This window comes from Streptomyces sp. F001 (genome assembly GCF_004187715.1).
Lineage (GTDB): Bacteria > Actinomycetota > Actinomycetes > Streptomycetales > Streptomycetaceae > Streptomyces > Streptomyces flavusporus.
In genome coordinates this window covers 35,705-49,688 of sequence record NZ_QZWF01000013.1, presented here as the reverse complement: position 1 = coordinate 49,688, position 13,984 = coordinate 35,705, and the positions used below count along the sequence as shown (strand labels likewise).

General features: G+C 69.4%; 13 protein-coding genes and 1 pseudogene. 5 read left to right on the top strand and 9 right to left on the bottom strand.

What is annotated here, in order from left to right; translation table 11 throughout:
• Window position 1: 1 nt before the first annotated feature.
• Entirely contained in the window at window positions 2-199 is a 198-nt protein-coding gene (locus StrepF001_RS32160) for a hypothetical protein (RefSeq protein ID WP_129801708.1), read from the top strand.
• A 29-nt stretch (window positions 200-228) separates the two neighbouring features.
• On the opposite strand, the gene StrepF001_RS32155 is transcribed toward StrepF001_RS32160, so the two are convergent.
• Both StrepF001_RS32155 and StrepF001_RS32150 read right to left on the bottom strand, forming a co-directional pair.
• Window positions 229-1,638, bottom strand: coding sequence for a DUF2252 domain-containing protein (locus StrepF001_RS32155; protein WP_129801707.1), 1,410 nt, complete (start codon window positions 1,636-1,638; stop codon window positions 229-231).
• 40 nt (window positions 1,639-1,678) lie between these two features.
• A complete protein-coding gene (locus StrepF001_RS32150) occupies window positions 1,679-2,242 on the bottom strand; it encodes a potassium channel family protein (RefSeq protein ID WP_240797776.1) in 564 nt (187 codons plus the stop codon).
• A 3-nt stretch (window positions 2,243-2,245) separates the two neighbouring features.
• On the opposite strand from StrepF001_RS32150, the gene StrepF001_RS49690 reads away from it, so the two are divergent.
• From StrepF001_RS49690 to StrepF001_RS32135, 4 genes and pseudogenes are all read left to right on the top strand, one after another.
• Window positions 2,246-2,377: a hypothetical protein gene (locus tag StrepF001_RS49690; RefSeq protein WP_276322858.1), complete on the top strand. Its 132-nt coding sequence runs from the start codon at window positions 2,246-2,248 to the stop codon at window positions 2,375-2,377.
• A gap of 251 nt (window positions 2,378-2,628) precedes the next feature.
• Window positions 2,629-3,989 (top strand): annotated as a pseudogene (locus tag StrepF001_RS32145) (hypothetical protein).
• A gap of 173 nt (window positions 3,990-4,162) precedes the next feature.
• Window positions 4,163-4,681 (top strand): SHOCT domain-containing protein, encoded by a 519-nt coding sequence (locus tag StrepF001_RS32140; RefSeq protein WP_129801706.1) that lies wholly within the window; start codon window positions 4,163-4,165, stop codon window positions 4,679-4,681.
• 4 nt (window positions 4,682-4,685) lie between these two features.
• The gene (locus tag StrepF001_RS32135) at window positions 4,686-5,126 is read left to right on the top strand and encodes a hypothetical protein (RefSeq protein ID WP_129801704.1); all 441 of its coding nucleotides are present in this window, start codon (window positions 4,686-4,688) and stop codon (window positions 5,124-5,126) included.
• Window positions 5,127-5,196: 70 nt separating this feature from the next.
• On the opposite strand, the gene StrepF001_RS32130 is transcribed toward StrepF001_RS32135, so the two are convergent.
• The 7 genes from StrepF001_RS32130 to StrepF001_RS32100 form a co-directional block, all read right to left on the bottom strand.
• Window positions 5,197-5,991, bottom strand: a complete 795-nt coding sequence (locus StrepF001_RS32130; protein WP_129801702.1) for an ABC-2 family transporter protein — start codon at window positions 5,989-5,991, stop codon at window positions 5,197-5,199.
• Window positions 5,992-5,995: 4 nt separating this feature from the next.
• Entirely contained in the window at window positions 5,996-6,799 is an 804-nt protein-coding gene (locus StrepF001_RS32125) for an ABC-2 family transporter protein (protein WP_129801700.1), read from the bottom strand.
• The gene (locus StrepF001_RS32120; protein ID WP_129801698.1) at window positions 6,799-7,797 is read right to left on the bottom strand and encodes an ATP-binding cassette domain-containing protein; all 999 of its coding nucleotides are present in this window, start codon (window positions 7,795-7,797) and stop codon (window positions 6,799-6,801) included. The genes StrepF001_RS32125 and StrepF001_RS32120 overlap by 1 nt, the downstream gene beginning before the upstream one ends.
• Window positions 7,798-7,921: 124 nt before the next feature.
• Complete coding sequence (locus StrepF001_RS32115) at window positions 7,922-10,822, bottom strand: glycoside hydrolase family 2 TIM barrel-domain containing protein (protein ID WP_129801696.1); 2,901 nt, start codon at window positions 10,820-10,822, stop codon at window positions 7,922-7,924.
• 12 nt (window positions 10,823-10,834) lie between these two features.
• A complete protein-coding gene (locus StrepF001_RS32110; RefSeq protein ID WP_129801694.1) occupies window positions 10,835-11,707 on the bottom strand; it encodes a carbohydrate ABC transporter permease in 873 nt (290 codons plus the stop codon).
• Entirely contained in the window at window positions 11,704-12,669 is a 966-nt protein-coding gene (locus StrepF001_RS32105) for a sugar ABC transporter permease (protein ID WP_129801692.1), read from the bottom strand. The genes StrepF001_RS32110 and StrepF001_RS32105 overlap by 4 nt, the downstream gene beginning before the upstream one ends.
• A 20-nt stretch (window positions 12,670-12,689) precedes the next feature.
• Complete coding sequence (locus StrepF001_RS32100; RefSeq protein ID WP_129801690.1) at window positions 12,690-13,955, bottom strand: sugar ABC transporter substrate-binding protein; 1,266 nt, start codon at window positions 13,953-13,955, stop codon at window positions 12,690-12,692.
• Between the last annotated feature and the right edge of the window lie 29 nt (window positions 13,956-13,984).

Sequence of the window (13,984 nt, the reverse complement as noted above, 5' to 3'; positions counted from 1 at the left end):
CATGCGTTATGAGATCCGCATTGACGGAAACATGTCGGAGGTGCTGGCCAAAGTATTCCCGGAGCTGGACCACGTGGTGATGTCCGGTCAGACCATCCTGTACGGGCCTGTCGTCGACGAGGCGCACCTGTACGGGCTGCTGGCCCGCTGCCAGTCGCTGGGGTTGCGGATCGTGGAGATGCGCCAGGTGCCGGAGTGATCCCTCCGCGCGGCGGCCGCATCGGCATGTCAGAGGCGTTCCGCACTGATCCTTCCTGAGCGGGTGGCGGCGCCCAGCGCCTCGAAGTCCCGCTCGTTCTGGTCGGCGTAGCCCTGCGCGAACCCGGCGAGAGCCCGGTCGAAGCGGTCGCCGGCGCCCAGGTAGGCGGCGATGGCGACGGGGTCGCCGGAGCGGGCGTGGGCCCGCGCCAGACAGGCCCCGCACAGCCGCGCGAACAGGCACAGCAGGGCAGGGCTCATGGTGTCCGGCCGCGCGATGCCCTTCCAGTCCCGCAGCTGGCGTACGTAGAAGTCGCGTCCGCGCCCGTCGAGGCCCTCGGCGTGCGTCCAGCCCAGGAAGATGTCGCCGGCCGTCTGGATCAGCCGCTGACCGGCCACCACCCGGCGGCCCTGGTTGTCGTAGTGATCGCCGCCGGTGTGGGCGGCGAGCACCGACTCCTGCGCCTCCTTGGCCTGCAGCACAAGGGGGTCGTCGTCGTCCCTGCCGAGCAGGAGCAGGATCCAGCAGCGGGTACCGACACTGCCGACGCCCACCACTTTGCGGGCCATGTCCACCAGACGGTAGTGGTGCAACAGGTGCCGGCGCTCGGACGACAGGGTCCGGGCGTATCCCTCCAGAACGCGGTGCAGCAGCTTCTCCTGCGCTTGCTCGGACGGGTCGGTCATCATGTCCCGCAGCGGGGTGATCAGTGGAGGGTCCGGTGCGATCCGGCGGCCCTCGGCCGTGGCCCGGGTGAGTTTCGCGAAGGCCTGCAGATGGGTACGGGTGCGGGCGCGCGCCATCGCCTCGGCGGTACGGCTCCTGGCCTCCCTGGTCATCGACGCGGCCAGCAGATCCCGTAGGTGGTCGGCGTCGTCCTGCGCGTACCAGATGTCCAGGGTGCGCATGCCGGCGAACTCCCGCATCCGCCGCCGGTACGCCCGCACGCATGCCTCCACCGCTCTGTCCTGTTCCCTGACCGGGAAACCGTTGGCACGGCCCGCGATCGCGAAGCTTGCCGCCAGCCGTTTGACGTCCCATTCGAACGGCCCGGCCAGCGTCTCGTCGAAGTCGTTGATGTCGAAGACCAGACGACGCTCCGGCGAGGCCAGCAGCCGGAAGTTCAGCAGGTGGGCATCGCCGCAGAGCTGCACCGTCAGACCGGTGTCCGGGACGGGCCCCAGGTCCGTGGCCATGACCGCCGCCGCACCCCGGTAGAAGCGGAAGGGGGACTCGAGCATCCGGCCGTAGCGGATCGGAACCAATTCCGGTACCCGCGTGGCCGATTGCCGCTCCAGCACCTCGACGGGGTCGGGCCGTTCCTGTCCTGCCTCGAACCGGCCGTGGCAGGAACGCGAGGCGCGTTTGCGCGCGTTCCTGCCGTACGCCGCTCTCTCGGCCGGTGTCAGAGAGGCCGTGAACGCGCTCGGTATGGTCATGGCTCAACCTCCTGGGCCGCCGTCCTCTTGCCGGGGAGTCCTACTCCGGCGGCTCCCGGCCCTGCCGCCGCAGCCCTGCCCGTACCGCGCCCGCGAGCACCCGCACGGCGACGCCCACGAGCAGCAGACCGCCCGCCATCTGCACCATCGTCGCCACCCGCCCGGTCTGAGAGCGGGCGGTGATGTCGCCGTAGCCGACAGTGGTGAACGTGGTGAGCGTGAAGTACAGGGCGTCCGTCCTGGTCAGCGGTTCGCTGAAGGAACCCGGGAGGTAACGCTCCAGCAGGTAGTAGACGTCGGCGAACAGCACCAGATACAGCGTCAGCGTGGCGGCCAGGGCCTCGACGGCCTTCAGACGGGGGTGGGGCGAGCGCACAATGGCCCACACCTCCCACGAGAAGACCAGGGCGACCACGAGCAGGCCGCACGCGAGCACGGCCGCCGCACCGATCGTGTCGCTCCGCTCCAGGGGCAGCAGGTAGTACGCGGTGACGAGGCCCGCCGCAATGAACATGACGCGCGCGACGGCCACGGCCGCCGCCCGCCGACCGGGGCCCTGGCCGGGCCGGGTGTCCTCCGCCCGGACAGCCGGGGGATCGCTCATCTCGTGCCCTCTTCGTTCGGTCTGCCGGACACCGGTGAACGCGTCCGCTCCCACCTCATCGCCCAGGTGTCGCCGACGGATCACCCGCTGTGGGTGACCACATGGCTGACGGCGCGCGGGACGCTGACGCGATGACGTCTTCGGCTCGCGCGCCGACCCGGCTGCCCGGCCTGTTCGAGACGGCGGTCGCCCTTGCCCGGCGAGCCGCACTCGGGAGGTCGCGCACCGCGGCACCGCGCGGAACCACCGCGACTGTGTGACACCCCGCTCGGTGCGGAGTCAGGCGGCCCCGGGCCGGGCCTGGCCGGGTGGTGGCCACCCCCTCCGTCACCTGGTGGCAGTGTGCCTGCGCCTGCCGGGGCAGCAGGCACGACCAAGGAGCAGCCATGGTCCCGAACAACGCCTCCGGGCCTTCCCCCTCCGGCGGAACTCCGGAAAAGGGCCGAGTTCTGACGGCCGCCGAACACGCGGAGTACGAGCGTCTGCGCCGAGCAGCGCAGGCACGCCACCGGTGGGCGCGCCAGGTGGGTGCCTCCGTCCTCCTGCTGCTGGCCCTGCTGCTCGCCCCGCGGCCGTGGTCGCCGCCTGGGTGGACGACGAGGTCTCCGACACCGACCGGTACGTGCAGACCGTCGCGCCGCTGGCAGCGGATCCGGCGGTTCAGGAGGCCCTGATCGACCGGCTGACCGACCGCGTGGTGGACAACGTGGGCGTCGAGGCGGTGACGGACGCGCTCGCCAAGGCGCTCGCGGACGCCGGAGCGCCACCGCGCGTGGTGCAGGGAGCCGAGGCGCTCGACGGCCCGCTGCGCTCCGCGGTCAGGTCCGTGGCCGACCGCGTCATCCGCCGAGTGGTCACCAGCGACACCTTCGAGCAGGCATGGGAGGGCGCCAACCGGCGTGCCCACGCCGCGGTGGTGAACATGCTCACCGGAGAGCGTGAGGGTGTCCTGCGCGCCGAAGGCGACGCCGTCAAGCTGAACCTCGGAGCGGTCGTCGACGAGGTGCGCCAGCGCCTCGTCGACGCGGGCTTCGACAAGGCCGCCGCCATCCCGGACACCGACCGGACGGTCACGCTGTTCGAGACGGAGAAACTGGGCAAGGCCCAGGACGCGATGCGGTTGCTGGACATCGTGGGCACCTGGCTGCCCGTGCTGACCGTCCTGCTCGCCGCCCTCGCCGTGTGGACCGCTCCGGCACACCGGGTGATGCTCCTGATCGCGGCCATCGGCGTCGGCGTGATGATGGTGGTGCTGCTTGTTGCGCTGGCCGTCGTACGACGGGTCTACCTCGATGCCGTCCCACCGTCGGCCCTGCCCCCCGACGCCGCTGCGGTGATCTTCGACACGTTCGTGCGCTTCCTGCGCGACAGCACCCGCACCCTCCTCGTCGTGGCCGTCATCACGGCACTGGCCGCTTACCTTTTCGGTCCCGGACGCGCGGCCCGCGGCGTACGGACGCTCGCCCAGCGGGGCACCACGGCCACCGGGCGGGGACTGCACCGCGTCGGGGTGCACACCGGCTCGACCGGACGGTGGCTGGACGCCCACCGGTCGTGGATCACCGGAGTCGTCATCGGGGCGGGCGCCGTGGCACTCGTGCTCTGGAACCACCCCACGGTCGGCGCGGTGGTGCTCGTCCTCGGCCTGGTCCTGGTCGTGCTGGCCGTCGTGGCGGTGCTCGCGGCCGCAGCGGGACCGGAGCCGGCCGCGACCGCCGCAGGGGAGCCGGGGCGACGGGCCCCGTGAGCCATGGCCGACAGATGCCGAACGGTGATCAGGCCGCACGGTACGCCCGCCGCCGACCGTGGGCGGCGGGCACGCTCACCCGCCTCGGGTGAGGCGCATGGGCCTTGCCGTGGGCACGCTGAGAAACGGCACCCACCGCCTACCGGACGCACGCCCGGGACGGAGACGAGACCATGAGCGCGCAGACGTACCTCGCGTACGACTTTCCGCTGTTGAGCGCTTTCTGGACCCTGCTGTGGTTCTTCCTGTGGATCATGTGGTTCGTCCTGCTCTTCCGGATCGTCGTCGACATCTTCCGTGACGACTCCCTGAGTGGCTGGGCCAAGGCCGGCTGGCTGGTGTTGGTCGTCGTCCTGCCCTTCCTGGGTGTGTTCGTCTATGTGATCGCCCGCGGCAAGAACATGGGCCGCCGGGAGATCGCGCAGGCGCGCATGCAACAGGAGGCGTTCGAGAGCTACATCCGCGACACCGCCAAGGGCGGCGCAGGACGGCCCAGCAGCGTCGACGAACTCGCCAAACTGTCCGAGATCCGCGCCCGCGGCGACATCACGGATGAGGAGTTCCGCCGGGCGAAAGAACTGGTCCTGACCGGCTCGGGCCCCATGGAGCACCCGACCCGCCACACCCCACCTCCGGTCGCTGAACATCGCCGGACGACCACCAACCGGACAGCACGACATCGAAAGAGGTAACAGGATGGCTGCCACACAACCCGCACGCGCGCACACGACCCAGCAGGCGTGGGCCACCGGCCTGATGGCCTTCGCGGCCGTCATGCTCATGATCGCCGGAGTGCTCGACATCATGCGAGGCATCGCGGCGATCGTCGAGGACGACGTCTTCGTCTCGACGCAGAACTACATCTTCGAGTTCGACCTCACCGGGTGGGGCTGGATCCACCTCGCCCTGGGCGCGCTCGCTGTCATCGTCAGCCTGGGGCTGTTCCAGGGGGCGACGTGGGCACGCGTCGCCGGCGTGGCCATCGCCGGACTCGTCATCATCGCCAACTTCCTCTCCCTGCCGTACTACCCCGTCTGGTCCGTCGTGATGATCGCCATCTCGGGGTTCATCATCTGGTCCCTGTGCGTGGCGCGGGAGTCCTTCGAATCGTTCGAGCGCGCGCCGCGCGGCGTGTGACATCGGCTCGGGCGGCGAGGGCCGTGCGTCGGAACAGATCACGGACCCGGCCCCAGGGGGCCGTACCGCCCTAGCCGTTCACCCCCGCGTAGTGCTTCAGACTCCACCGCCACAGCAGCCTCGCCCCCAGGTACCCGACCAGACCCAGCAGCGGTGACGCCGCCGCCAGCCAGTGGGGGACGCTCGTGTCGTGGCCGGTGAGGACCGCCGCCGGGAAGTACGCGACGAAGGCGAGGGGGAGGCCGTACGTCAGCAGGCCGCCCACCGCCCTCGGGAGGACGTTGAGCGGGTAGCTGCCGAACGTGCCGAGGAGTTCCTCCAGCCAGCGGCCCCAGTAGTCGGCGGCCGGGAAGCGCAGCGACGCGCAGGCCACCACCGTGAACAGGGCCGCCTCCAGGAGCATGCCCCCGAGGACCGCGGCGATCAGATAGCCGATCCGGCCCGCCGTCCAGTCCAGGTCGGAGCGGGCCAGCGCGCCCCACATCAGGCCCGCCGCGACCGTCAGGTCACCGATCGCGTTGGTCGGGAAGAACTCCAGCTGGACCTGACGGTAGACCGGCATGGGACGCAGGAGGTACACGTCGATCCTCCCCTCCTGGATGTGCCGGCCCAGACCGTGCACCCGGCCCAGGAACAGCACGAACAGCCCGTGCGCCAGCATCCGCGTCGCCGGGATCAGCAGCACGTCCGAGCTGTCCCAGCCGCCCATCCCGGTGAACCGGGTGAGCAGCACGGTCGCGAACACGATCACCGAGACCTGCCAGACCGCGCCGATCGCGATCATCATCAGGAACTCGGAGCGGTACTCCAGCTGCGCGCGGAAGTTGAGGCGGGTGATCCGCCAGACGATACGCACCGCGTTCACCTTGTCAGCCTCCCTGCGAGATCACACGCCGGGCTGCCCGCCACCACACCAGCCGGGTGAACAGTGCCAGCGCCACCACCCATGCCGCCTGTACGGCGAGTTCGGCTCCCGCCTCGGACAGCGGGATCCGGCCCACATACAGCGACAGCGGCACGTTCAGCGTCGCCTGGAAGGGCAGGAAGCCGCTGAGCGTGATGAACCAGTCCGGGAAGAACCACAGCGGCGCGTACACCCCGGCCAGCAGGTTCTGCGCGAAGATCAGGATGAGCATCGCGGCGCCGTTGCGGAGCGTGAAGAAACACAGCTGGTCGATGACGAGCATGACGTAGTACAGGACCCACTGGCCGAGCAGCATGCTGATGGCGAACACGCCGGCCACTGCGGGCGATTCGGGAGGCTCCACGACACCCGCCGCCAGGCACACGGCGTATCCCGTGAGCGCCCAGGCGAGGCCGTACAACTGCTCGCCCAGCGCCCGCAGCGCGTAGTAGCGCTGCGGGGGCAGCGGGCGCAGGTACCAGTACACGATCGTGCCGAAGTGCATGTGCTGGAGCACGGTGTCCCGGCCCGCGTACTGGTCCAACTCCCGTAGACGCAGGGCGAGTACGGCCATGACGGCGTATGTCACCGCCTGGTCGCGGTCGAGTCCGGCGGTGCTGCCGGTCTGCGCGTACAGCCCGCGCCACAGGGACCAGACCAGCACCACCTGCACCGTCAGCCGGAGCAGGGCCGCGGTGATGCGCGGTGGGGCGTGCAGCTCGCCGAGTGGTGTGACGCGGGCGGCTCGCCAGGCGTGCAGGACGGCCATCAGGCGTCGCCCACTGCCTGGACGTACGCGGTCCGCATCACGTCCTCCAGATCCGCCTCGTCCATGGCGATGTCGGTCACGTCGTAACGCTCGATGATCGCCCGCAGCGCTTGGTGCACGGTCGGCGCCTCGGGCCCGTCCGGGCCGAACACCACCCGCGGGCCGTCCTGCCGCAGCAGCGCGATGCCCGGCAGTGGTACGGCATCGGTGTGCGCGTCGGCGAGCGTGGCCCGCACCTGCCAGGTGGAGCCGAACTTGCGGCGGATCTCGTCGAGCGTGCCGTCGAGCATCAGGCGGCCGTGGTTGATCAGGACCACCCGTTCGGCGAGCCGCTCGACCTCCGTCATGTCGTGCGTGGTGAGCAGGACCGTACGGCCGCGCTCCTCGACCTGGTGCCGCAGGAACTCCCGCACCTGCTCCTTGACCACCACGTCCATGCCGATGGTCGGTTCGTCGAGGAAGACGACCTGCGGGTCGTGCAGCAGGGCGGCGGCGAGGTCGCAGCGCACCCGCTGGCCGAGGGAGAGGTGACGTACGCGGGTGTCCCAGAAGGAGGACAGGTCGAGGAGGTCGTCGAACTCCTTGAGGCGTGCGGCGTGTTCGGCCTTCGGCACCTCGTAGACGTCCCGCAGGATCGCGAACGACTCGCGCACCGGCAGGTCCCACCACAGCTGGGTGCGCTGCCCGAACACGGCGCCGATGTTGCGGGCGTTGCGCTCCCGCTCCTCGTACGGCACCACGCCCGCGACCCTTGCCTCGCCCGCGGTGGGGGTGAGGATGCCGGTGAGCATCTTGATGGTGGTGGACTTGCCGGCGCCGTTCGGGCCGAGCAGGGCGAGGAGTTCACCGGGGGCGACGGAGAAGGTCACGTCGCTGACGGCGTGTTTGGCGACCTTCTGCGGGTTGACCAGCGAGCGAAGGGCGCCTGCGAAACCGGGGCGGCGGACGGTGGTGTGGAAGGTTCGGGAGAGGTCACGAACCTCGATGCTGCCACTCAATGGACATCAACTCCCTTGTGACGAACACAAATTGCGGCCGGTTGGCATGTCTGCCGACCGGCCGCTGGCGACGTCCCGACAGTGTCGGAAAGTCGATCAATCGGTCAATCGATTTACGGTCTTCTCACTCGGCGGTCGAGAACACGAACGAGAACTCCGCCGGCTCCGCCCGCAGGAAGTACTGCGGCAGCGGGCCCGGGCCGCACGACTGCGAGCCGATGCCGTGCTGGCGGTGGTCGAGGTTGACCCATGCCGTATCGCCCGGCGTGAGGTCGGTGCGGTGGCGGGCGGCGTCCAGTTGTTCGGTCGTCCAGCGTCGGGCGGTGAACCAGAACTCCGGGTCGCCCTCGATGCGCAGGCCGCCGATCTCCACCCAGCGGACGTCGGCGCGGGCGCCGTTCTCCTGCGGGCGGACGTACGGGGTCTGCAGCTCGTCGACGGTGGAGTGCCAACGACCCAGCATGGATGCGGACTTGGTGTCCGGGTACGCCTCACCCGGACCGCCGCCGAACCACCGCACAGCGTCTGCTTGCGCGAGAGCGAACCGGATGCCGAGCCGGGGCAGCGGCACCGTCCAGTCGCCCTCCGGCGCCACGGACACGGTCAGCCGCAGCCTGGTGCCGTCGGAGGTCCAGCGGTACACCGTGCTCAGGCCCACCTCCCAGGCGGCGGGCGCCACCCGGGTCCGTACCGTCAGCGCGTCGTCGCCCGACTCCACGGCATCCAGGCGGTGTTGCATACGGTGCAGACCGTACTTGCGCCACAACAGCCCGTACCGGGTGTCGGTCTGCCACTCGGCGCCGTCGTCGTTGTCGGTGGGCGCCCGCCACACATCCAGGCGCAGCGCGCTCACCTCGACGCCGCCGATGGTCTTCAGCGCGCCGGTGCGGGCGTCGAAGGCGGCCGGGCCGAGGTGGATCTGCTGCTCGCTCGCGGTGGGGCGGTCGGTCGCGGCCACCGTGGGCAACGGACGGGCGGAGACGGGGAACTGGCCCCACGCGACCTCGTGGTCCTTCGGGCCCCACGCCGTGTCCGACGCCAGCAGCGCCCGCACCGTCCACTGGGTCTCCGAGCCGCCCCGCGCGTCGGCCGGCGGCTCGGGCAGCTTCACGTCGGCCGACTCGCCGGGGGAGAGGGCCGGCACCGACAGCGCGCCCGCTTCGACCGTCTCGCCGTCCACCTGGTACGACCACTCGAAGGCCAGCGCCGACAGGTCGGCGAAGTCGTACTTGTTGGTCACGCGTACGGTGCCGTCCGCGCCGTCGCCCTCGATACGGACCGGCTCGATGACCTTCTTGTACTCGACGAGCCCGGGGGAGGGCGTACGGTCCGGGAAGATCAGCCCGTCGCAGACGAAGTTCCCGTCGTGCAGCTCCTCACCGAAGTCGCCGCCGTAGGCGTAGCCCAGCTCGGGGTGCTTGATGCCGTGGTCGATCCACTCCCAGATGAAGCCGCCCTGGAGCCGGTTGTACGCCTCGTACAGCCGCTGGTAGTCGGCGAGTCCACCGGGGCCGTTGCCCATGGCATGCCCGTACTCGCACTGGATGAAGGGGAGTTCGCGGCGCTGATGGGTGCCGCCGTCGAGCTTCCGGCCGATCTTCTCGACCTCGTCGTGGAAGGCGTACATCCGCGAGTACACGTCCGTGTCACGGCAGTTGATGTCGCCCTCGTAGTGCACGAGCCGGTCGGGGTCCCGGCCGTGGATCCACTCGGCCATCGCGGTCAGCCCGCGCCCGGTGCCGGCCTCGTTGCCGAGGGACCAGAACACGACGGACGGGTGGTTCTTGTCGCGCTCGACCATGCGGGCCGCGCGGTCCAGCAGGGCCGGGGTCCAGCGGTCGTCGTCGACGGGGTTGTCGCGCCAGGCCTGCTCGGTGAAGCCGTGCGTCTCGAGGTCGCACTCGTCGATCACCCAGAGGCCGTACTCGTCGCACAGGTCGAGGAAGGCCGGGTGCGGCGGGTAGTGCGAGGTGCGGACGGCGTTGAGGTTGTGCCGCTTCATCAGCAGCACGTCCTCGCGCATGGTCTCCAGGTCGAGGGCGCGGCCCTTCTCGGGGTGCCACTCGTGGCGGTTGACGCCCTTGAAGAGGATCGCCTTGCCGTTGACCTTGATCAGGCCGTCCTCGAGGACGACCGTGCGGAAGCCGATGCGCAGGGGTACGCGCTCGCCTCCCGTGACCAGCTCGCCGTCGTACAACCGAGGTGTCTCGGCGCTCCACGGCTCGACCGCGACCGTCACCGGCTCGCCGGTCGCGACATCGATGTCCAGGGCGGGCACGGTGACCCGGCCCTCGACGTCGGAGTCGACGCGCAGGGTGCCCTCGCCGGTGACATGGTCGTAGGAGGCGTGCACGAAGAAGTCGCGCACACTGCCCGCCGGACGGTGCAGCAGGGTGACGTCACGGAAGATGCCCGGCAGCCACCACTGGTCCTGGTCCTCCAGGTACGAGCCCGCCGACCACTGGTGGACCCGGACGGCGAGCACATTGCCGGCCGGCTTCAGCAGGTGCCCGACCGCGAACTCGTGGGGCAGGCGGGAGCCCTTGAACTGGCCGAGCTCCGTGCCGTTGAGCCAGACGCGGGCGCAGGACTCGACGCCGTCGAAGCGCAGGACGGCGTCGCCGTCGCCCGGCCAGGTGTCCGGCAGGTCGAAGACCCGCAGGTGGTCGCCGGTCGGGTTCTCGGTGGGCACGTGCGGCGGGTCGACCGGGAAGGGGTAGAGGTGGTTGGTGTAGATGGGTGAGCCGTGACCCTGGAGGACCCAGTGGCCGGGGACGGCGACCTCCGCCCAGGCGCCGGCGTCGTACCCGGGCTCGGCGAAGGAGTCGTCCTCGGCGTCGGCGGTCGGCGACAGGCGCAGGCGCCAGGTGCCGTTGAGGGACAGGGAGGCCGCGTCGGAGGACGCGTACCAGGCGCGGGGCGGCAGGGCCCCGCTGCCCGGTGCGACGTCCTCGACGTAGTCGATGGATGGGGGTGCCCCCGCTCGAGCGAAGCCGAGAGTGGGGGAGGTGGTGCGGAAGGACATCGGTCTCCTAGGTCAGCCCTTGATGCCGGTCTGTGCGACGCCCTGGACCAGCCAGCGCTGCAGGAACAGGAACACGAACACCAGGGGCAGGATGGAAATGGCGGTGGCCATGAAGATCAGATGGAAGTTCACGGTCTGGTTGGTCATGTACGAGGAGAGCGCGACCTGCACCGTCCACGCCTCCTGGTCCTGGCCGATGACCAGGGGCCACAGGAAGGCGTTCCAGCCGCTGATGAACGTGATGGTCGCGATGGCGGCGAAGAAGTTCAGCGAGTTGGGCACGACAATGCGCCAGTACGCGCCCCAGTAGCCGAGTCCGTCCACGCGTGCCGCCTCCTCCAGCTCCTTGGGGAACCCCAGGAAGTACTGCCGGAACAGGAAGCAGGTGAAACCGCTGAACAGCCCCGGAATGACCAGTCCGCGCAGTGTGGACACCCATCCGAGTGACGAGACGAGCACGAAGCTGGGGACGAAGGTGACGGCGGTCGGGACCATCAGGGTCACCAGAACGGCGTAGAAGATCTTGTTGGCGTGCTTGTACGGGATGCGGGCGAGGCCGTATCCGGCGAGCGAGCACACCAGGAGGGTGCCGATGGTGTGCAGGACGCCGACGACCGTGGAGTTCCACAGGGACTGGGCGAAGGGGACCGTCGGGTCGTCGAACAGCTCGGTGAAGTTGCCCCACTGGATGTCGGTGGGGAAGAACTTCCAGTTCTCGCCGGTGATCTCCGCGTCCGTGGACAGGGCGTTGCGGACGATCAGATAGAAGGGGACCAGGAAGAGGAAGGCTGCGATACCGGTTGCGATGTACAGGCCCGTGGAGCCGAGGACACCGCCGCGCTTGATCTTGCGCGGTTTCCTGACGGTGGGCGTGGTGGTGGTCACTTGGACTCCTCACCCCTTCCGAAGCCCATGATCCTGCCCTGGAGCAGGGTCACCATGCAGATGAGCAGGGTCAGGATCATCGCGCCCGCGCTGCCGGCGCCGTAGTCCTGGTTCTCGCCGAGAGCGGTGTAGTAGAGCTCGACCAGTGGCGGGCGGCCCCAGGTGGTCTTGGCGAGCAGGTTGAAGAACTCGTCGAAGGCCTGGTAGGCGGCGACGAGCAGCAGCAGGATCACGGCCGTCGAGGTCGCGCGCAGCTGCGGCAGGGTGACGTACCGGAAGGTCTGCCAGCCGGGCTTGGCGCCGTCGATGGCGGCGGCCTCGTACAGCTCGTTCGGGATGTTCTGCAGCGCCGCCAGGAACAGGATCATGTAGAAGCCGGCCTGGAGCCAGAGGCGTACGGTGACGATGACCAGCCAGTACCAGGGCGGGTCGGGGTTGGCCAGCCAGGCGATGTTGTCGATGCCGAACCAGCTGAGGACGGTGTTCATCAGGCCGAAGCGGACGCCGCTGAAGATGGACATCTTCCAGATCAGCGAGGCGGCGACGAAGCTGACCGCCGTCGGAAGGAAGAACACCGACCGGAAGAACGCCTTCATGAACCGGATGCGGTGCACCAGCAGCGCGAGGCCCAGCGAGAGCGCCCAGGTGATGGGTACGACGATCGCGGCGAAGACGGTGAAGGTGACGAGGGAGTCGACGAACTTGTCGTTCGTCAGCATGTACTTGTAGTTGTCGAAGCCGATGAACTCGCTGGGCGTGACCGTGAAGCGGGCCTCGAAGAAGGAGAGGTAGGCGCTCCAGCCGATCGGGATGTAGACGAAGATCACGAGCCCGATGAGGAACGGGCCGGTGAAGAGCCAGAAGTTGAGGGTGCGGCCGCGGATGCCGCGCCGCCGCGGGACCGAGGGGGTCTGCGCGGCGGCGGGGCTCTTGGCGACCCCGGGCGTGGTGGTGGTCGACATGTCGTGGTCCGTCCGCCGGCCTATCCGAACAGCTTCTTCAGCTCGCGGTTCACCGTCTTGTCGGCCTTGTCGAGCGCGGCCTCCGGGTTTCCGCCCTTACGGACGGAGTCGGCGATGACGCCTTCGAGGGCGACGATCATGGCCTGGGTCCAGGCCGGGTTGTCGAAGTGGCCGAACTCGTTGAAGAGCTTCACGCCCTCGGCGGCCAGACCCGACTTCAGCTTGTCGGCGGACTCGGCGAGCGAGGTGCGCGGCGGGATGTGGAAGCCGTAGGAGAGCGACCAGTCCTCCTGGTACTCCTTCTGGTCGATCCACAGCCACTTGACGTACTCCTTCGCCTCGTCGAGGTGCTTCGACTTGGCGTTGACGAACATCGACCAGCCGCCGTTGGTGACCGCGGGCTTGGCGCCGTCCGCCGAGGACGGGAACGGGATGATGCCGACGTCGTCGCCGAGCGCCTTCTGGATCACCGGCATCGCCCACATGCCGCACCACTGCATGGCGACCAGGCCCTGGGTGAGCGCCGACGGGTCCCACCAGTCGGCGGGGGCGTCGAGCAGCATGTGGCCGCTCTTGAACATCGTGCGGAGCTTGGCCAGGCCCTCGGCGACCGCGTCCGTGTGGTACGCGATCTGGTTCTTGTCATCGAGGGTGTCGGCGCCGGCCGACCAGATCAGCGGGTTCATCACCGGGGTGACCGAGTTGCCGAGGAAGACGCCCTTGACCTTGTCGGTGGTGAGCTTGGCCGCCGCCTCGACCAGCTCGTCCAGCGTGGCGGGGGGCTCGATGCCCGCGTCTTCCAGCATCGACTTGCGGTAGTAGAAGAACTGCGGGTCGTCGATCATACGGACGCCCCATATCTTCCCGTCGATGGTGTGCGAGGCGATGTCGGCCTGGTTGAAGTCGTCCTTGACCGGGTTGATGATGTCGCTCAGATCCGCCACCTGGCCGCTCTTGACGAGCTGGATCTGCGGGTGGAACTCGAAGACGTCCGGCGCGTTGTCGGTGAGCAGCGCGGAGAACAGCTTGCTCTCGAAGTTCGAGCCGGTGATCCACTGTGTGGTCACCCGTGCCTTGTCATAGGCCGCCGCGTACTTCTTGATGGCCTGCTCGGTCCCCGCCTCGCCGTACGCGTGGAAGTACTGCACCAGGTTCGTGCCCGAACCCGAGCCGCCCCCACGCCCGTTGTTGCTCCCGCAGGCTGCCAGCCCGCCGGCGGCGGCCAGGCCCATGGCGGCCCGGAGTACGGATCGGCGGTCCCAGTTGGTGTTGCTGAATGCCGACATGCTGACGTCCTTGTCTCGAGTACGGCTGC